This window comes from Pelagihabitans pacificus, from assembly GCF_009371985.2.
GTDB lineage: Bacteria > Bacteroidota > Bacteroidia > Flavobacteriales > Flavobacteriaceae > Pelagihabitans > Pelagihabitans pacificus.
Window position 1 is genome coordinate 496,355 of the sequence record NZ_VIKU02000003.1, and the last position, 18,406, is coordinate 514,760.

Annotated in this window: 14 protein-coding genes and 1 tRNA gene; 5 read left to right on the plus strand and 10 right to left on the minus strand. The window is 45.8% G+C overall.

Annotated elements, in window-relative coordinates; translation table 11 throughout:
* Positions 1-16: 16 nt before the first annotated feature.
* Positions 17-847, minus strand: coding sequence for a fumarylacetoacetate hydrolase family protein (locus FK220_RS12820; RefSeq protein WP_152574723.1), 831 nt, complete (start codon positions 845-847; stop codon positions 17-19).
* Between the two features lie 128 nt (positions 848-975).
* Here FK220_RS12820 and FK220_RS12825 point away from each other — a divergent pair, with 128 nt between their 5' ends.
* Together FK220_RS12825 and FK220_RS12830 are read left to right on the plus strand one after the other, a co-directional pair.
* The gene (locus tag FK220_RS12825) at positions 976-1,782 is read left to right on the plus strand and encodes an SDR family oxidoreductase (protein ID WP_152574724.1); all 807 of its coding nucleotides are present in this window, start codon (positions 976-978) and stop codon (positions 1,780-1,782) included.
* 191 nt (positions 1,783-1,973) lie between these two features.
* On the plus strand, positions 1,974-2,681 hold the full coding sequence (locus FK220_RS12830) for a Bax inhibitor-1/YccA family protein (RefSeq protein ID WP_152574725.1): 708 nt from the start codon (positions 1,974-1,976) through the stop codon (positions 2,679-2,681).
* Positions 2,682-2,752: 71 nt separating this feature from the next.
* Here the strand turns inward: FK220_RS12830 and FK220_RS12835 are convergent, their stop codons facing one another.
* From FK220_RS12835 to FK220_RS12855, 5 genes are all read right to left on the minus strand, one after another.
* Positions 2,753-4,000 carry an NAD(P)/FAD-dependent oxidoreductase gene (locus FK220_RS12835; protein WP_152574726.1) on the minus strand — a complete coding sequence of 416 codons (1,248 nt, stop codon included), beginning with the start codon at positions 3,998-4,000 and terminating at the stop codon, positions 2,753-2,755.
* A 72-nt stretch (positions 4,001-4,072) separates the two neighbouring features.
* Positions 4,073-5,080, minus strand: a complete 1,008-nt coding sequence (locus FK220_RS12840) for a 4-hydroxyproline epimerase (RefSeq protein ID WP_152574727.1) — start codon at positions 5,078-5,080, stop codon at positions 4,073-4,075.
* Entirely contained in the window at positions 5,070-6,824 is a 1,755-nt protein-coding gene (locus FK220_RS12845; protein ID WP_238719008.1) for a DUF885 domain-containing protein, read from the minus strand. Before FK220_RS12845 ends, FK220_RS12840 begins: the two co-directional genes overlap by 11 nt.
* Positions 6,814-8,397, minus strand: coding sequence for an aldehyde dehydrogenase (NADP(+)) (locus FK220_RS12850; protein WP_152574728.1), 1,584 nt, complete (start codon positions 8,395-8,397; stop codon positions 6,814-6,816). The genes FK220_RS12845 and FK220_RS12850 overlap by 11 nt, the downstream gene beginning before the upstream one ends.
* A 27-nt stretch (positions 8,398-8,424) precedes the next feature.
* On the minus strand, positions 8,425-9,351 hold the full coding sequence (locus FK220_RS12855) for a dihydrodipicolinate synthase family protein (protein WP_152574729.1): 927 nt from the start codon (positions 9,349-9,351) through the stop codon (positions 8,425-8,427).
* A 146-nt stretch (positions 9,352-9,497) separates the two neighbouring features.
* Between FK220_RS12855 and FK220_RS12860 the strand changes: the two genes are divergently transcribed.
* The gene (locus FK220_RS12860) at positions 9,498-10,358 is read left to right on the plus strand and encodes an AraC family transcriptional regulator (protein ID WP_152574730.1); all 861 of its coding nucleotides are present in this window, start codon (positions 9,498-9,500) and stop codon (positions 10,356-10,358) included.
* Between the two features lie 297 nt (positions 10,359-10,655).
* A complete protein-coding gene (locus FK220_RS12865) occupies positions 10,656-12,218 on the plus strand; it encodes a M28 family metallopeptidase (protein ID WP_152574731.1) in 1,563 nt (520 codons plus the stop codon).
* 242 nt (positions 12,219-12,460) lie between these two features.
* On the opposite strand, the gene FK220_RS12870 is transcribed toward FK220_RS12865, so the two are convergent.
* A tRNA-His gene (locus FK220_RS12870) sits at positions 12,461-12,536 on the minus strand.
* Positions 12,537-12,780: 244 nt separating this feature from the next.
* Between FK220_RS12870 and FK220_RS12875 the strand changes: the two genes are divergently transcribed.
* On the plus strand, positions 12,781-14,871 hold the full coding sequence (locus FK220_RS12875) for a tetratricopeptide repeat-containing sensor histidine kinase (protein WP_152574732.1): 2,091 nt from the start codon (positions 12,781-12,783) through the stop codon (positions 14,869-14,871).
* On the opposite strand, the gene bshB1 is transcribed toward FK220_RS12875, so the two are convergent.
* The 3 genes from bshB1 to FK220_RS12890 all read right to left on the minus strand — a co-directional run bounded on the left by bshB1 (position 14,868) and on the right by FK220_RS12890 (position 18,405).
* A complete protein-coding gene (gene bshB1, locus FK220_RS12880; protein WP_152574733.1) occupies positions 14,868-15,590 on the minus strand; it encodes a bacillithiol biosynthesis deacetylase BshB1 in 723 nt (240 codons plus the stop codon). The genes FK220_RS12875 and bshB1 overlap by 4 nt on opposite strands.
* A gap of 64 nt (positions 15,591-15,654) precedes the next feature.
* Entirely contained in the window at positions 15,655-16,830 is a 1,176-nt protein-coding gene (locus FK220_RS12885) for a trans-sulfuration enzyme family protein (RefSeq protein ID WP_152574734.1), read from the minus strand.
* Positions 16,831-16,995: 165 nt separating this feature from the next.
* The gene (locus FK220_RS12890; RefSeq protein WP_152574735.1) at positions 16,996-18,405 is read right to left on the minus strand and encodes an MATE family efflux transporter; all 1,410 of its coding nucleotides are present in this window, start codon (positions 18,403-18,405) and stop codon (positions 16,996-16,998) included.
* Position 18,406: the final 1 nt, after the last annotated feature.

Consider the following 18,406-nt stretch of genomic DNA (forward strand, 5'->3'; position numbering starts at 1 on the left):
TATGAATGTTGCCGTCTTACCCAACAAAATTTATTAAAGTGCCTATACCATCTATAGTAATCTGAACCTCATCCCCTACTTGGAGACTGAAATCGTCGGGCGGAACGATTCCTGTTCCCGTCATCAGAAAACAGCCGTTCGGGAACTCACACTCCCTGAACAAAAAGTCGACCAGGTCTTGGTGCTGTCGTTTCATCTGATCAATTCCGATATCTCCAGTAAAAACCACGGTGCCTCCCCTTAAAATCTGAATGGCGATTTTTGTGTCCGAGGCAATCGGTGCTTCGGGCACGTAAATACAGGGGCCTATACTGGCACAACCCTCATATGTTTTGGCCTGTGGGAGGTATAGGGGGTTTTCTCCCTCGATACTGCGTGAACTCATATCATTTCCCACGGTATACCCTTCGATAGTTCCTTCAGAGCAGATAAATAGGGTCAATTCGGGTTCTGGAACATCCCAATGCGAATCTTTCCGAATCCGCACGGTCCCATGGTTACCCACGGTACGTTGGGCAGTAGCCTTGAAAAAAAGTTCGGGGCGTTCGGCATCGTACACCCTGTCATAAAAACTTCCTCCACCCGCTTTTCGGGACTCTTCCATCCGTGCCTCTTTACTGCGTTTATAGGTAACCCCGGAGGCCCATATCTCCTGATTTCCCATAGGGGGTTCTGTAATATTCCCTAACTGGCCGTCCCCTACTGTTGGCAACTCCTCGATTTCAGCCAGTAGTGCTTTATGAAGACCTGTGCGGTTGATAAACGCATCCCAATCGTTGACTTCTTTGACATATACCTTATTTTCTTTCTTAATGATCGCACCTTCGGCCGTCTTATAGATCTGCATACTAACCTTTTTAATCCAATACCTTAAATATAGGTGATTTAAAGGGATAAAACATCGTCCCACTCGGTACTACTTTTTAAAGGGATATTGTTATATCTTGGGCCACCCAATCCATTTAGTATACCAATATGTTCAGTATAGAAAACAAAGTTGCAATTATCACAGGAGCCAGTGGTGCCTTGGCGGGAAGCATTGCCGAAAGTTTGGCAAATGCGGGGGTACGATTGGTCTTATTATCCAGAAAAACGGAAGCTGTGGCCTCTTTAATGGAGGTATTGGGGAAGGACGGTGATCGTGCGAGGGCATATCCCGTGGATATCCTCTCAAAAGATTCCTTGCAAAAGGTGAGGGAAGCTATTCTCAAGGATTTCGGCCGTATCGATATCTTGCTTAATGTAGCCGGAGGTAATCTCCCGGGAGCTACCATTGCCCCGGACCAAAGCGTTTTTGAAATGTCAATTTCCGACTTCAATAAAGTGGTCGACCTGAATCTAAATGGAACGGTGTTGCCCTCGCTTGTTTTTGGGGAAGTCATGGCCCGTCAAAAGGAAGGAGTCATCATCAACTACTCTTCAATGGCCGTAGAAAGGGCAATCACGAGGGTCGCGGGCTATTCCGCCGCCAAAGCGGCCATGGAAAATTTTACCCGCTGGATGGCCGTTGAAATGGCCACCAAATATGGTGATGCCATTCGCGTGAACGCGATCGCGCCAGGTTTTTTTATAGGAAAACAGAACAAGGACCTCTTGACCAATCCCAATGGTTCCTATACGCAGCGTGGTGAAACCATTATCAAAAACACACCTATGGGGCGGTTCGGAAGGGCAGAAGAACTGAATGGGGCCATTCATTTTTTATGTAGCGATACGGCCCGTTTTATCACGGGAATCGTCTTACCTGTCGATGGGGGATTCGGGGCATTTAGCGGGGTTTAATCATTCAGGGGTTATCCCTGAAGTTGAAATCTGCCTGGATTCGTTTGATGTAAAGTGGAGCTATAGGTTTCAAACGGGCATTATACTTCTGTTGGATTTCCCAAATCGAAAAAAATGGTGGTTCATCCAATGCGTACACGCTTTTTGGAATCACAGCGTTTGGGAAACATAATCTATACAACCTAATTTTTATGGAAAATCACCAAACCCCCAATGTACCAATGGTAAGTGAACTTACCGACGAAGCACGTGTCACCTTTTACAAAAAAACCTATACCCACCTGGCAGGTGCTGTTTTGCTATTTATCCTAGTGGAAACATTCTTTTTTCAAATTGATGCGGTCGTGAACTTTGCCCTCTCCCTTACCGGTGGTTATAGCTGGCTCTTATTGCTAGGGGGCTTCATGTTTGTGACCAATTATGCGGAACGACTGGCACTTGGCAGTACGAATACCCATCTGCACTATGCCGGTCTGGTACTGTATGTTATCGCGGAAGCGTTCATTTTTATCCCACTAATTTTCATTGCCATGTATATGGCCGGGGAAGGAGCTTTCGATATTCTCAATCAGGCCGCTATCTTGACGTTATCCTTGTTCACGGGCTTGTCGGCTGTCGCTTTTTTGACCAAAAAAGACTTTTCCTTTCTACGGTCGATTCTCACCATCGGATTTTGTATCGCCCTCGGATTGATTGTTGCAGGCACCCTCTTCGGATTCAATCTTGGCCTTTGGTTCAGTGTTGGAATGGTGGTCTTGGCCTCGGGCTCTATCTTATATCAAACTTCCAATATGATCCACAAGTATCAAGAAAACCAATATGTAGCCGCATCGCTCGGACTGTTTGCTTCATTGATGCTCCTCTTCTGGTATATTTTAAGCATTCTATCGAACGATTGAATGTTCTTGTAAGATAGTAAAAGCCCCAGCCTGGTGTAAGTAAGGACTGGGGCTTTTATATTTTAAAGGCTTTAAAATCTCCGCTCCGGTTGAAATGCGGCAATATCCATAGACGTTTTCTTTCCGCCGATTACCTCGGATACGAGCTTACCGGTAGCCGGACCCAAACTCCATCCCATCATAGCATGACCCGTGGCAAAGGTGAGATTCTTGTAGGCGGAAGACCTACCGATGTAGGGAAGTCCATCTGGGGAGACCGGTCGCATACCTGTCTGGGCCGCATCGATTTCCGCTTGGTGTATTTCCAAATTAGGGTAAAAAGATTTGGCGCCCTTGGCAATCGCGAGCACTCTTTCCTTTCTGATTTTGGTGTTGATTCCGGAGAATTCCATGGTCCCGGCGAAACGGGTAAAACCTTTCATCGGAGTAACCGCCATTTTAGCTTCCATCAATATGGCCGGCATTGAGATTCCCGTTGGTCGGTGCACGTTGATACGATATCCCTTTCCAGCCTGCAAAGGCAATTCAATGCGTAGTTTTTTGGATAGTTCCCCGCTCCAAGATCCTGCTGCCAAGACTACTTCGTCAGCCGTATAGGAGCCTTTGGTGGTTGTTATCTGGTCGATATTTTGTCCTTTGAAACCAATATCCACAACTTCTTCATTCGTTTTAACCTGAACTCCCGTTTTCTTGAGGTACGCCAATAATTTGGGCATGATTTCGGTCGGGGTCGTGTGCCCATCGCATTCGTAGTGGATGGCACCTTTGGCATCAATTTCGATGTCCGGTTCGATGGCGGCCAACTGGGCTTGATTAAGTTCGGCAACTTCCAACCCCAAAAAACTGGCTTTCTCGGCGACCTCCCTTTCATGATGGTACGAAGCATCGGTCTTATAAAGCATTAACAATCCCTTACGTTCCAATTGAAAATCACCCAGATCCCCAGACGCCTTGATTTCTTCAAACAGTCCCCTACTCAAAATGTTGATGTCCTTGATAACCGGAATCGCCTTCTCGACCTTTGCTTTGGTAGACGATTTATGAAAAAACCAGGACCATTTAAAAAAATCGGTATCCCAACGAGGTTTCATGTAAAAGGGACTCGCGGAATTGAACATCATTTTAATACCCATTGCGATCATTCCCGGGGAGGCCAAAGGAATAATATGGCTGGGGGTAATATAGCCCGCATTGACAAAGGAAGCGCCCGAGCTAATATCCGATTTGTCGATTACGGTTACCTGATGACCTTCTTTCTGCAAAAAATAAGCGGAACTCAAGCCCACAATGCCTCCGCCAATGATGATGATGTTACTCAAAGCTTCAATTTTTTAATAGGTAAATGTAGTAATGTGCCGATTATATACCCCATAAATTGTCCAGGAATCAATCTATAATACTTGAAACCCATGCGCATAGGGATCATCATCGTCTATGATAATCGTATTGTACCCGTACACCCTGGCCCAACCTTTAATGCTGGGAATAATGGCCGGGGTTCCGGCAAGGTCGGTCGCTTCTACGACCTTTCCAACAAATTGGGAACCGATATAGCTTTCATGTATAAATTCATCCCCTACCTCTAACTTTCCTTTGGCATACCACTGGGCCATACGCGCCGAGGTACCGGTACCACAAGGAGAACGGTCGATTGCCTTATCCCCGTAAAAAACAGCGTTTCTAGCCGTTGCATGTGGGGAAATGGTCGCGCCTGTCCATAAAATATGGCTGACATTTCGAATGGTATCATCTTCGGGATGGACAAATTGACCCGTGTATTGTTGATTGATCTTCTCCCGTATTTCTTGGCTGAACCGAACGAGTTCGCTGGCGGAAAAATCCTGTATCCCGGAAAAATTGGTTTGAGGGTCTACGATCGCATAGAAGTTTCCACCGTAGGAGACGTCAAACAGCAACTCACCCAACCCGGAACAATCGACGGACAAGTCTGCCGCCGCCAAATACGACTTCACATTGGTAAGCTGTACCCAATCTACTTTTTTTCCCGTTTGCCGGTACTCGATAACTACCAGTCCGGCCGGTGTCTCCATGCGCACGATTCCAGGCTTTTTAGGGTGTAAAAGGCCTTCTTCGATGCCAACGGTGATAGCGCCGATCGTTCCATGGCCGCACATAGGAAGACAACCACTGGTTTCAATAAAGAGAATACCAAAATCGTTTTCCGGATGCGATGGTGGATAAAAAATACTACCGCTCATCATGTCATGCCCTCTTGGTTCGAACATGAGGCCCCGACGTATCCAGTCGTACTCCTTGATGAAATGTTGCCGTTTTTCACCCATTGACTTCCCGAACAAAATAGGACCTCCACTTTTAACGACCCTCACGGGATTCCCGCAGGTATGGGCATCGATACAGACAAAGGTACTACGAGCCATGAGCTGTCTGTTGAATATAGCGGTTGATGCGGTCTTCGAGAATTGCCAAGGTTACGGTACCCTGCCCTAACACGACCTCGTGAAATTCCCTTATATCGAAATGGTCGCCCAATGCTGCTTCTGCCTTCTTCCGAAGCTCTCGAATTTTTAGCTCCCCTATTTTGTAGGATAGTGCCTGACCAGGCCACGAGATGTATCGGTCGGTCTCCGTATTCACTTCGTGTAGCGACAAAGCGGTATTCGAGGCCATAAAGTCCACTACCTGTTCCCGAGTCCAGCCTTTTGCATGAATTCCGGTGTCGACCACCAAACGGCAAGCGCGCCACATTTCATAGGTGAGTTTTCCAAAATGCTCGTAAGGGGTCGTGTACATCCCCATTTCTTCCGCCAAAAATTCGGTGTACAACCCCCAACCTTCACCATAGGCGGAAAGATAGAGGTCTTTTCTAAATTGGGGAATACTATCGCCAAGCTCGGCATTTAACGCCCCCTGCAAATGATGTCCCGGTACGGCTTCGTGAACCGTTAAGGAAGGTAAGGTGTAAAGCGTTCTACTCGGCAAATCATAGGTATTTACCCAATAATATCCGGGATCGGTACTGTTCTTTTCGGTGCCTACGTACCTTCCGCCCGTGTATTTGGGGGCAATGGCATCGGGCACTGGCGCCACCCCATAGGGTTTTCTGGGTAAGGTCTTGAAAAACCGTGGCAACTGCCCATCGGCGCGTTTCGCCATATCCCTTGCGATCATCAACAATTGTCTTGGGGTCTCTGCATAGAATTGCTCATCGGTACGCAGGAATTCAAGAAAATCCGCAAAACTGCCCTCAAACTCCAAATCTTCGATAATTTTTTCCATCTGGCCTTTGATCCTGGCTACTTCCCTTAATCCAATTTGGTGGATGTCCTCTGCGGTATAATCCGTACTCGTGGTATAAAAGTTGATACGATTTTGATAGTACTCTTTTCCCGTCGGAGTCTCCGATACTCCGATAACGGTCCTGGTTTTTGGCAGGTATTCTTCCTCGAAAAAAGATTTAATTTTTTTGAATTGGGGGGTTACCTCGGTTTCGATAACGGTCTTTGCAGCCTCTAGAATCGAATCTTTTACCGCATCGGAAAGGCCCTCCGGCAAGTCCTTAAAGGGAGAATAATAATAACTGTCCTGATAATTTTCCACGATATGGTCGTTATAGGTACTTTCATATCCTTCGAAGATGACCCGGGGTTGGGAAACTCCTTTTTCCAGTCCTTCCCGTAGATTTACGAAATGCTGGTTTACGAATTCTGGAATGGCTTTCAGTTTCTTCAGATATTTTTCTACCTGCTCGTAATTCGTTAACGGGCGAACGTTGTACGTTAGGCTACTGTGAAAACCCGAATCGGATAGCAAGGGATTTAGATAGCGTTCGTAATGATAATAGTCAATTTTATCCTGTAGTACGAACTTCAATAACTCCAAGGATATCTTGTCGGTTTCCCCGAGATGATCGCCGTCGATCTCTAACAATTCTTGTCTCATTTTCTCGGCGAATTCCGCCTCGGCACGGAAGTGCTCTTTTGTAAAAAGACCTAAGGGGTAGGTTTCCTTATCATAACCCTTATGGTCTTCGTAGCGCTTGATGATTGCCGCCAGATGATCGGCAGCATCTTGTGATCGTTCTTGACAACCGGAAGTTAGAACGAACAATAGTAGTACGATAGAAATCGAAAAAAACCTTTTCATGCGGATTCTACCAAGCATCCTGAGTGAATTTATTATCAACTAATCGACTGATTTTTAATGGGTTGTTATTCTTTAGTTCATCAGGTAAAGCAATGTCGGGCCAATTCTGATAGCTCAAGGGACGTACCCATCTTTTTATGGAATGGACGCCCACCGCCGTAAAACGGCTATCGGTCGAAGCAGGATACGGCCCTCCGTGCTGCATTGCCGGGCAGACCTCGACACCTGTAGGCACCCCGTTAAAAATAAGACGGCCCACCCTTCCGTGAAGGGCCTCCACTACCCCTGAATACTTGTATATTTCCTCTGAACTCCCCAATATGGTTCCAGTCAGTTGGCCCTCTAAATTACTGATGATAGTAGTTAGTTCCATTTCATCTTTACAACGCACCACAACTGAGAAAGGGCCGAATACTTCTTTGTGTAGGGTCGGGTTTTTCAGAAATTCATCGCCGTCTACGGTCAGTATCCTTTGTGTCGCATAATTGGGAGCTACCCCTGATTCGACGGAGGCGGCTATGGTAACCCCTGCCTGACTGGAGAGTTCGCTTTTTCCCCTCTCATACTTGTCATGGATGTTCGGATGCAACATACAATTGGGATCCAATCTTTCGATTTCCTCTCCCAAAGATTTAATAAAACCATCCAAGAAAGCACTCCGAAGTCCAAAAATCAATCCTGGATTGGTACAAAACTGTCCGGCAGCCAACGTAATGGAACCTGCATAGTTTTTGGCCCATTCGTTTCCTTTTTCCGAAAGAGCCGATGGTAATGCTATAACGGGATTCACACTCCCCATTTCCGCAAAGACGGGAATGGGCTCCTCCCGTTGTGCTGCCAAGTCGAATAAGGCGCGACCCCCTCCAATACTACCGGTAAAACCGACTGCCTTCACTTTAGGGTGCTTTACAAGTTGCACCCCCACTTCAATGCCGCTACTGTTCAGGTTAGAAAAGACACCATTGGGCATCCCTGTTTTTTTGGCGGCTTTTATGATGGCCGATGCCACCAGTTCACCCGTTCCCGCATGCATGGGGTGACTCTTCACGATTACCGGACAACCTGCTGCCAGGGCGGCAGCGGTATCCCCTCCGGCAGTAGAAAATGCCAACGGAAAATTACTGGCCCCGAACACGACCACAGGGCCCAATGGTACCAATATTTTTCGTAGATCCGGTTTTGGTAAGGGCGTTCTATCGGGAATGCCCGTGTCGATGGTGGCCTCTACCCAAGAGCCGTCCCTTACCAAATCGGCAAAGGAACGTAACTGTCCAACCGTCCTGCCACGCTCCCCTTTCGCCCTTCCTTCCGGAAGTCCCGTCTCGGCACAGTACATGTTGACGAGCTCATCGTCCAATGCCATAATTTCATCTGCGATGGCGTTTATAAAATCCGCTTTTTGCACACCCGAAATAGCACGGTATGCATCAAAAGCCTTGGCGGCAAGGGTCACGGTCATATCGACTTCCTCCTCGGAGGCCTCCGAAAAAATCGTCGGGTTCTCAACATTCAGAAGAGGGTTGAAAGTGCGATAGGTGGTGTCCCCCTCGGCGGAAAGGTCAAATCCGATGTAGTTTTTTCCTGTCAGCATATTAATTTGTGTTTGTTGTCTCGGCGTTTATACCGTGGTATTTAACATTTTATAATCGGGTAGTTCCGGCCGCGAGCGCAATGCTTCCTCTATAATGGCCTGAACCCTTTGCCTTTCGGCTCCTTGTAAAGGTAAACGTGGTGCACGTACCTGCTCCGTACCTATACCGGTGGCAACCTCCGCCAATTTGATGTTCTGTACCAATTGTGGGCTAATATCCAGTTCCAACAATGGTAAAAACCATCGGTAAATCCCAATTGCCTCCTGAATACGCCCGGCTTTTACCAATTCATAAATGGCCACCGTCTCGGCGGGAAAAGCACAGACCAGTCCGGCAACCCACCCGTCCGCGCCAACGAGCAGGCTTTCAAGCGCCAAGGTGTCTACCCCACATAAGATTTTTAAGTTGTCGCCAAAACGATTACGCAACCTCCCTATGTTGGTGATGTCGCGTGTAGACTCCTTCACCGCCTGTACGTTTCGGTGCTCCAGTAGCGACTCGAACATGTCTACCGTGACTTCGATTTTATAATCTACCGGATTATTATAAATCATGATGGGTAGATTACTATTTGAAGCAATTTCCTTAAAATAGGCAATCGTTTCATAATCGGTAGACTTATACCGCATCGGTGGCAAAACCATTAGCGCATCGGCCCCGGCCGTTTCCGCTTGTTGGGCCGCTTCAATAGCTACGCGGGTAGCCTGTTCTGCAATCGTCATGGTCACTGGAATCTTTGCTTCGACCAATTGAACGGTCTCCTTTATCAATGTTTCCTTTTCATCACTTCGTAGCGTACTCGCCTCTCCCAATGAACCACCCAGGATGATACCGTGTACACCCGCAGCTACCTGTGCGTGAATATTTTTCGCGAACATATTCAAATCCAAGTTATCATCCGACCTAAACTTGGTGGTAACCGCTGGCATAATGCCTTGCCATTGTATTTTCATATCCTCTATATTTTCAAATTTACAACAAAAATAACCGCCTTACCATACCAAAAGTTAATCCCATATTAACCAAAAATGTGCGTATTTTAACCATATAATTCATTATGAGCACAATTTAATCCCAAAATTCGCATACATTTAATTCAATGAAGGTCCAACCCTTTAAAATACCGAAACCCGTTCAGTACAACCTGATCATTCAAGTCGATAAGGGAGATACATTTTACCCTCTGTTACACCAGCATGAGGAAATCCAGGTAAGTTGTGTACTATCCGGACAAGGCAAACTGATTGTTTCCGATAGTATCAACCCTTTTACATCAGGAGATATTTTCGTAATCGGTGGCCAAAGCCCCCACCTTTTTCAAAGTGCTACAGGAGGCAATAGGGCCTACATGATTTCGCTTTTCTTTACCCTCGAGAGCTTTGGGAAAGGATTCTTCGAAGTTCCGGAGTTATCCGAAGTGAACTTATTTTACGATACTATCGGAGGTGGAATTAAAATCTGCTCGAAACTAAAATCGATACGAAAGATAATGGAAACGCTACCCAAGGCTTCAAAGTTTGAGAGGTTTTTACACTTTCTTCGGTTAATACAGAAAATAAATGCTGCCAAAAAAAGGGAACTTGCCGCTTTTGTTTCCAGAAAAAAAATATCGCATACCGAAGGTAAAAGGCTTCAGTTGGTTTTTGAATATGTCATGAACCATTTTGACAAAGAGATTACCCTATCCGATATAGCCATGCGGTCCCATATGACCCCGCCCTCGTTTTGTAGGTTTTTTAAACAACATACGAACAAAACTTTTTTTGAATTTTTGATGGAGCTCAGAATCTCCCATTCCTGCGAATTACTCGCAGGCCCCTTGGAACTTCCTATAGCAGAAATTGCAGAAAAATCGGGCTTCAATTCGGTATCGCATTTTAACAGGTCTTTTAAAAGAATTAAGAAAATGACTCCTTCAAGCTTTAAAGGGAAAATGACCGTAGCCACTAATTATCAATGAACGGACCAGGGCATTTTTACCTATTCCCAGCGGGGTCGGTGATTCCTTTAGTTATGAACGATCAATACCGACCTGTGAAAACTCCAATACTCCTTTAGAACAAGATGGGAAAGAAAGCTTCCTTCAAACAAGTTTCGGCCACATTTGGATCGGATTAGTATTGGCAAGCTAGATTCAGCGGAATCTATTCTTTGGGGTACTCCCATCGGCTATTTTGTGATTTTAACAGTGTAATCTATTCGAAACCGCTATTTTCGTTATTTTTGGAAAATTTTGAACTTGATAATTCTTTTTGAAATGAAAAAAATAGCATTGCTTGTCCTGGGACTTACCTTGGGATGTAATTCTTCCCAGAAAACGGTCGTCCAACCTGAAACAACGGCAGTGGTAACGATAGGTCCTGAAACCTATGCGGGATCGATAACGTCAGAGGAACTAAAAACCCATCTTTACACCTATGCTTCCGACGAGTTCGAAGGCAGGGAGACCGGAACGCCCGGTCAGAAGAAAGCAGTAGCCTACTTAAAAGAGGAATACCAAAAGTTAGGTATTCCTGCTGCCAAGGGTGGAGATAATTATTTTCAAAAAGTACCGCTAGAGATGATGAAGCTGCCCAAGGGTTCCATCAGTTTCAACGGCGAGGAGTTGGCACTTGGCAAAGATTTCCTAACCTTTTCCGCTAACGAGGGTAATTACGATGGCATCGTGTACGTAGGTTACGGAATCGAGGAAGGTGACTACTCGGACTATAGCGGATTGGATGTCGAAGGAAAAGTGGTTTTGGTCAAGGCCGGGGAACCCAAGAACGAGGATGGCTCCTATACCTTGTCTGGCTCCTACGAAGCATCCATTTGGAGCAATATGTCGGAAGCGATAGAGAAAAGAAGTGCATTGGCAAAGGAAAAAGGGGCTGTGGGCATGTTTTATTTCGATTCGCAGAACTATCCGCGTTTCAAACGCTATTTCGATTATATGAAGAGGAACAATAGTGGTCAAATGTCGCTTAAGGAAGAAAATGAAGAGGATTATTTCCAAATCTTTTTAACCGAGGAAACAGCCAAAAAAATGATGGCCGATATTCTCACGAATAATACGCCACAGGAGGTGCCCGCTTCCTTGAACGTACAACTGAAAGCCTCAAACTCGGACGTAGATTCCGAAAACGTGGTCGCCCTCCTCAAGGGATCGACCAAACCGGATGAATACGTGGTTATTTCCTCCCATTTGGATCATATAGGAGTAACTGCCGATGGGCAAATCAACAATGGTGCGGACGATGATGGGTCGGGAACGGTAGCCCTTTTGGAAATTGCCGAGGCCTTCAAGCAGGCTGCCCAAGCCGGCAACGGGCCAGCACGCTCCATCGTTTTTCTACATGTAACGGGCGAGGAGAAAGGTTTGTTGGGATCCCAATACTATACTGATAGGGAACCGTTAGTACCGCTGGAAAAAACGGTCGCCAACCTCAATATTGATATGATCGGTCGAATCGATCCCAAAAGGGAAGGAAACCGCAATTATGTTTATCTCATTGGCTCGGACAAACTCAGTACCGATCTTCATGAACTATCGGAAGCGGTCAACAAAAAATATATGAACATCGAATTGGATTATACCTACAACGATGAAAACGACCCCAATCGCTTTTACTACCGAAGTGACCACTACAACTTCGCCAAAAATAACATCCCGATAATTTTTTATTTTAACGGTACACATGACGATTATCACCGCCCCGGGGATACACCTGACAAAATAAATTACGATCTTTTGGAAAATAGGACCCGCTTGATTTTTCATACCGCCTGGGAAGTGGCCAATCGCGATGCACGCGTGGTAGTCGACAAAGCTACGAGGTAAGATTTACGACCGAAACGTTTGAAACCGTTGTCCACAATTTTATTGGATAGCGGTTTTTTGTTGTGCTACTGATTGAGGAACATCCCAATTGGCTTGGGCTCTTTGTTCAGGAAAAGAATCTGCCTATTGTAGGGAAGCCGCAATGCCCGGTGCGCCCCGTAACATCAGTGATCAACCCAATCCAATCTCCAGACTTCCCGACAAAAAAACCCTATCCAATCGGACAGGGTCTGTATTTTTTTGGGTGGAAGACCGGTTTCGAACCGGCGACCTCTAGAACCACAATCTAGCGCTCTAACCAGCTGAGCTACAACCACCATTTCAAAGCGGTGTCAAAGGTAATTTTTTTTGGCTGATCTTTCAAAATAAATATGTTCTTATTTTCGGGCGTATAGAAGTATAAATGGGTGCCAAATGCGTTGATCCTAATCTGTATATCATCGGGATTATCGGTGAAATGCACTTTTTTGACGCCTAAACACACAAAAATCGCCCGTACACAACATATTTTACGCTATCCCAAACACTTAAAGTAATTTAGTCGGTACCAATCAGCACAACCATGCCCCGAATCAAAACCTACGCGCTGAACTTCTATCCGAATTGGCTTACTCGAGCCCTGTTACCGCTATTTTTATGCGTTTGCGCTCCCTTGCTCTTTGCGCAACAGGAAAAAAATGACAGTCTGTTACTGGAGATACGACAGCTTACATCCCAGAAAGGCTTTTCAGTGAAGGATACGGTTTATATCGATTTATTAAATGAGCTGGCTACCGCGCAACGTTTTTACAATACCGACAGCCTATTATCACTTTCAATGAAAGCACTGGCCCACAGTAAAGCGGCCCGGTATCCACTCGGAGAAAGCAAAGCCTTGCTGTCGTTGGGAGACTACTACTCGGACAAAGGAAATTCCAAGGAAGCCATTGCGAATTACCGCTCATCGCTAGAGATTGCCAAAGCCTTACATCATGAGCATCTGCTTCTGAGGGCCCAAAATAATCTGGCCGGCGAGTATGGCTATAAAGGCGACTATGCAAATGCGCTTAACGGCTATCTTGAGGGTCTTGAAATTGCCGAGAAATATCAGAATAATAAAATGCGTTCGATCATCACTGAAAATATCGCCAGCCTGTATGCCTCCCAAAAAGACTACGAACAAGCCCTATTTTTCTACAAGAAGGTTAAAAGAATAAACGAAACGTTGAACGATGAGGTAAGTTCCGCCGAGACCTTTGCAAATATGGCTTCCATTTATGCCGATATGCAGGAAATGGACTATGCCATGTTCAATATCAACAGCAGTATCTCGGTTTTTGAAAGGCATAATATAAAAGATTGGTTGGCATATGCCTATGAGGTGAAGGGGAAGATTTATCTGAAACAACAAAAATTCGATTGGGCATTGTTCTGGTACAGCCAAAGCGAAATGCTTCACTCCTCCTTGGAAGACAATAGGGCGGAAATCGACTTGCTCAACGGTATTGCAGAGACCTATCTCGGACTTCAAAAAGATAGTATCTCACAGCGATATGCCATAAAGGCGTTCGAAATTTCGACCAAGATCAACTTTACTGAAGGAAGACAAAAATGTGCCAAAACACTTTATAAAATACATAAGAACAAACAGGATTATGCCGCTGCCCTTGGTTACCATGAACTCTACCAACAGCTCTCGGACACCATCTCCCGTATAGAAAACCAGAAGAGCCTTTCTCTTTTGAAAACCAAATCCGAACACGAAAAGCAAAAAGCGGAACTCATCTTGCAGAACGAGAAAGAACTGGCTACCCAGAGAAACTATGTCAATGCCGCCCTGGCCATTCTGCTGATTTTCATTGTCGTCACCTATTTGGTGCATCGAAGTGAAAAAATCCAGAAAAACCTTAATGAAGAGCTACGGCTTAAGACGGAAATCCTTGAAAAAAATGAGATAGAACTCAAAAGTATCAACGAAACAAAGGACAAATTGTTTTCGATAGTGGCACATGACCTACGAGGTCCCATTGGTGCTTTCCAAGGGTTGTTGAACCTTTTGAGAAACGGGGAAATCAAGAACAGCGAGTTCATGGATTTCATTCCAAAGCTGGCTCAGGATATCGACCATATATCGTTCACCTTGAACAACTTGCTTTCATGGGGACAGGCTCAAATGAACGGCCTCATTACCAAACCCTCGATCACCTCGATCGACCACCTCGTGACCGATAACATTAATCTATTATCGGAAGTTGCCACGAATAAGTCTATTAAACTGGTAAGTCATATCGCGGAAAATACGATTGCATGGACCGATAGTGATCAAATCGACATTGTTATTCGAAATCTGATAAGTAATGCCATCAAGTTTACCCCTTCCAACGGATTGGTTACAATCGATTCACGGGAAATGAACGATTACTGGGAAATATCGGTAAAGGATACCGGTATTGGAATGGATCGAGAGACACAGGAAAAGATTTTCCATGAGAGTTCCTACATTACCACTTATGGCACCGATAACGAGAAAGGAACCGGACTTGGTCTTTCACTTTGCAAAGAGATGGTCGAAAAAAACAACGGAATGATTTGGGTCGACAGCGTCCCCCAACAGGGTACCTGTTTCTACTTCACCGTACCCAAGGCCAAAAAACAGTACCAAAAAGCCAGCTAAATCAATTTGTCAAGGCTATCAACGGCTACAAAACGTTCTACCGTGAAACCTTCTGCATATTCAACGCCGACCAATCTACCCAAATCCCTGGCCCGGTAAATAATACTATCGATAAAATTCTTGCTGGTTATCGGCGTTTCGGGCTCATCACTCTTTGGATCGTAAAACTGTGAGCTATATGCGAGGATGGCCTCCCTCTTTTTCCCGATATGATCGGAAACATCTACCACGAAATCAGGTTCCAGGTTTTTCCATTGTATATAGTGGTACACCTGCTTTGGACGCCAAGGTTCCTGCCACTCCTCCTCCCCTGCGAATTTGGTATCTATCTTGACAAGTCCACTTAGGAAACAGGCGTCACTCACTAAACTGCTACCTTTGGCATGGTCGATATGGCGATCGTTCACGGCGTTGCACAGCACAATTTCAGGGCGATATTTTCGGACCATTTTAATGATTTCGAGTTGGTGCGGTTTATCATTGACAAAAAAACCATCGGCAAACTCCAAATTCTCCCGAACCGCAACTCCCAGTATTTTAGCCGAGGCCTCTGCCTCCTGATCCCGAATCCCGGCCGATCCCCGAGTGCCGAGCTCTCCACGGGTCAAGTCGACAATACCGACCTTTTTTCCATTGGCCACTTCTTTTGCTACAGTTGCTCCCGCGCCCAGTTCCACATCATCGGGATGTGCGCCGAAAGCCAGTATGTCTAATTTCATAGGAGTTATTTAGTATTGTGAAGCATTAAGGTTTGGTATAAAACTTCATTATGATTAGTGTGAATCAATGCGATGTGGTGACCACCTTGGACCGCACTTTTTCAAGTGCTTGTTCGATGTCCGCTATCAAATCCTCCGGCTCCTCGATACCCACGGAAAAACGGATGAGTCCGTCTTTTATCCCCTGCCGTGCCCTTTCTTCCGGACCAAGAAGCGCATGGGAGGTTTGGGTCGGTGATAAGACCGTACTCTCCACCCCGGCCAAGCTCATGGATGATTTGATAAGTTGTAAGGATTTTTGAAATAAGGAAGCATCCAACTGCTCGTGTAGTTCAAAAGAGAGCATCCCTCCAAAACCATGCATCTGTAATTTTGCCAACTGGTGGTCGGGATGACTGGGAAGTCCGGGATAGTAAACATTTTGGATGTCGTCGTGTCCATAGAGATATTCGGCCATGCGCTGGGCATTTTCATTCTGGGCCTTTACCCGTAGTCCCATGGTCTTGATACTTCTTTCCAACAGCCAAACCGTATAATCGCTAAGGCTTCCCCCTAAATTTTTGGCCAATTGAAAAATGCGTTCCATATTTTCTTGGGTAGAAACAACGGCCCCGGCACAGATATCGGAATGCCCGCCCATGTACTTGGTCGCACTATGGATGACCACATCGATACCAAAATCAATGGGATTCTGATTTACGGGACTTGCGAACGTATTATCGATCATCGTAACAATACCGTTCTTTTTGGCAATCTTGGCAATTGCTGCCATATCGGTGATGGTCAGCAGTGGATTTGACGGTGTTTCGATATAAATCACCTTGGTTTTTTCCTGTATCTTTATTTCAAAGTCTTCTGGGCGTAACCCATCTGTAAAAGAATAGGAAATGCCATATTTTTCAAACTCTTCGGTGGCGAGATTATAGGTCCCGCCGTATAGCGTCCTTTGCAGTACGATATGGTCACCTGCCTTTAGGAATGCCATAATCGATGTACTTACCGCTGCCATGCCGCTGCCAAAAATCAACGCCGCCTCTGCATTCTCTAGGGCGGCCAATTTCTTGCATAAGGCTTCCTGATTAGGCGTATTGAAATAACGGGGATACCGTTTTACATCTACATCCTCGAAGGCATAGGAAGTACTCATGTACAATGGGGAGATCGCTCCTTTGAACACCTCATCCGCAACCTCTCCTACATGGGTACAAATGGTATTTAGGCCTTTTTTCTTTTGGTTCATTATTACAGATTTACAGAAGTTAAAGTTATGGAAATCATTTAAAAAATAAGCCAGTCTTGTTCCAATATAAAGATGGGCCGTGGTAGTGCCCTCCCTACCATGCCGCGAATAGGGAGAACTACCGTTACTTCTAATGTCCTAAAAGCAAACCACCTAGATGAACAGCTACACCTGAACCTTTTTCCAGTATCCCTTTTTGAACCACACCATGGAAATAATGGCCAACAATACCTCGGCCAAAGTGATCGCCGCAAAGACACCTACCGGACCCAGTTCAAAGGTAATGGCCGCCATATAGGCAATCGGCAACTGAAACAACCAAAAGGAGACAAGGTTGATTTTGGTCGGGGTTCCCGTATCCCCTGCCCCATTAAACGCTTGGGTCACTACCATGCCATAGGCATAGAAGATATAGCCGGCGGCAATGATTTGAAGGCATAGTCCCCCATTTTCAATGACCACTGGATTATCGTTGAACCAACCCACAATGGTTTTGGCAAATAGCAGGTATACGACGGAAACGATTGCCATAAAGATGGCATTATACTTTCCGGTCTTCCAAACGGAAATTTCGGCCCTTTCGGGTTTCTTCGCACCCAAATTCTGGCCAACCAGCGTAGCAGCTGCATTACTCATTCCCCAAGAGGGCATTAAGGTAAACAACATGACCCGTATGGCGATCGTGTAACCGGCCAAGACTTCGCTTCCAAATTCGGACATGATCCGCATTAAAAATACCCAACTGGACGTACCAATCAGAAATTGGGCAATCCCACCGGCGGAAACCCTTAACAGATTCAGTATTACCTTCAAGTTAATGACCAAATCCCGTATCCCGATCCTTATTCGGCTCCATCCAAAGAACAATATAGCCAATTGAAACAGCACGGCCGTGCCCCGCCCAATATTGGTAGCGATAGCAGCACCCATTACCCCGAACTCGGGTATGGGGCCCCATCCAAAAATAAAGATAGGGTCAAGGATAATATTAAGTCCGTTCGAGAGTACCAACGCCCACATGGCGACCGAAGCATCGCCAGCTCCACGAAAAATAGCATTGATTAAAAACAACAAAAGAATGGTGATGTTACCTCCTATTAAAAGTTGGGTATACCCATACCCTTCGGCAATCAAATCGGGTTCGGCACCCATAAGCGCCAAAATCTCCTTGGCATATAGGAAACCAACGATCCCCACCAGAAGGGCCACTAGTACCCCCAGTGCAATCGCCTGTACGGCCGCCTCCCGAGCACCTTGCACATCTTTCTCCCCGATTCGACGGGCTACCACGGCAGTGGCGGCCATACTCAGTCCAATAGCGACCGCATAGACCAAGGTTACGACCGATTCCGTAAGACCGATGGTCGCCACCGCATTGACACTGACCTGGGAAACATAGGCAATATCGACGATGGCGAAAATCGACTCCATCATCATTTCCAGGATCATGGGAATCGACAGCATAAAGATTGCCTTTCGGATACTGCCCGATGTGAATTCGGTTTCCTTACCGGTTACGGCAATGATAAAAGACTTAAAAAGTTTTTTTAGGGTGAAATTATTGTGATTCGTCATT

Bases quoted from the DNA above. Each gene is read 5' to 3' on its own strand.
- FK220_RS12820 (WP_152574723.1), bottom strand. From the start codon at position 847: ATGCAGATCTATAAGACGGCCGAAGGTGCGATCATTAAGAAAGAAAAT.
- FK220_RS12825 (WP_152574724.1), top strand. From the start codon at position 976: ATGTTCAGTATAGAAAACAAAGTTGCAATTATCACAGGAGCCAGTGGT.
- FK220_RS12830 (WP_152574725.1), top strand. From the start codon at position 1,974: ATGGAAAATCACCAAACCCCCAATGTACCAATGGTAAGTGAACTTACC.
- FK220_RS12840 (WP_152574727.1), bottom strand. From the start codon at position 5,080: ATGGCTCGTAGTACCTTTGTCTGTATCGATGCCCATACCTGCGGGAAT.
- FK220_RS12845 (WP_238719008.1), bottom strand. From the start codon at position 6,824: ATGCTTGGTAGAATCCGCATGAAAAGGTTTTTTTCGATTTCTATCGTA.
- FK220_RS12850 (WP_152574728.1), bottom strand. From the start codon at position 8,397: ATGCTGACAGGAAAAAACTACATCGGATTTGACCTTTCCGCCGAGGGG.
- FK220_RS12855 (WP_152574729.1), bottom strand. From the start codon at position 9,351: ATGAAAATACAATGGCAAGGCATTATGCCAGCGGTTACCACCAAGTTT.
- FK220_RS12860 (WP_152574730.1), top strand. From the start codon at position 9,498: ATGAAGGTCCAACCCTTTAAAATACCGAAACCCGTTCAGTACAACCTG.
- FK220_RS12865 (WP_152574731.1), top strand. From the start codon at position 10,656: ATGAAAAAAATAGCATTGCTTGTCCTGGGACTTACCTTGGGATGTAAT.
- FK220_RS12875 (WP_152574732.1), top strand. From the start codon at position 12,781: ATGCCCCGAATCAAAACCTACGCGCTGAACTTCTATCCGAATTGGCTT.
- bshB1 (WP_152574733.1), bottom strand. From the start codon at position 15,590: ATGAAATTAGACATACTGGCTTTCGGCGCACATCCCGATGATGTGGAA.
- FK220_RS12885 (WP_152574734.1), bottom strand. From the start codon at position 16,830: ATGAACCAAAAGAAAAAAGGCCTAAATACCATTTGTACCCATGTAGGA.
- FK220_RS12890 (WP_152574735.1), bottom strand. From the start codon at position 18,405: ATGACGAATCACAATAATTTCACCCTAAAAAAACTTTTTAAGTCTTTT.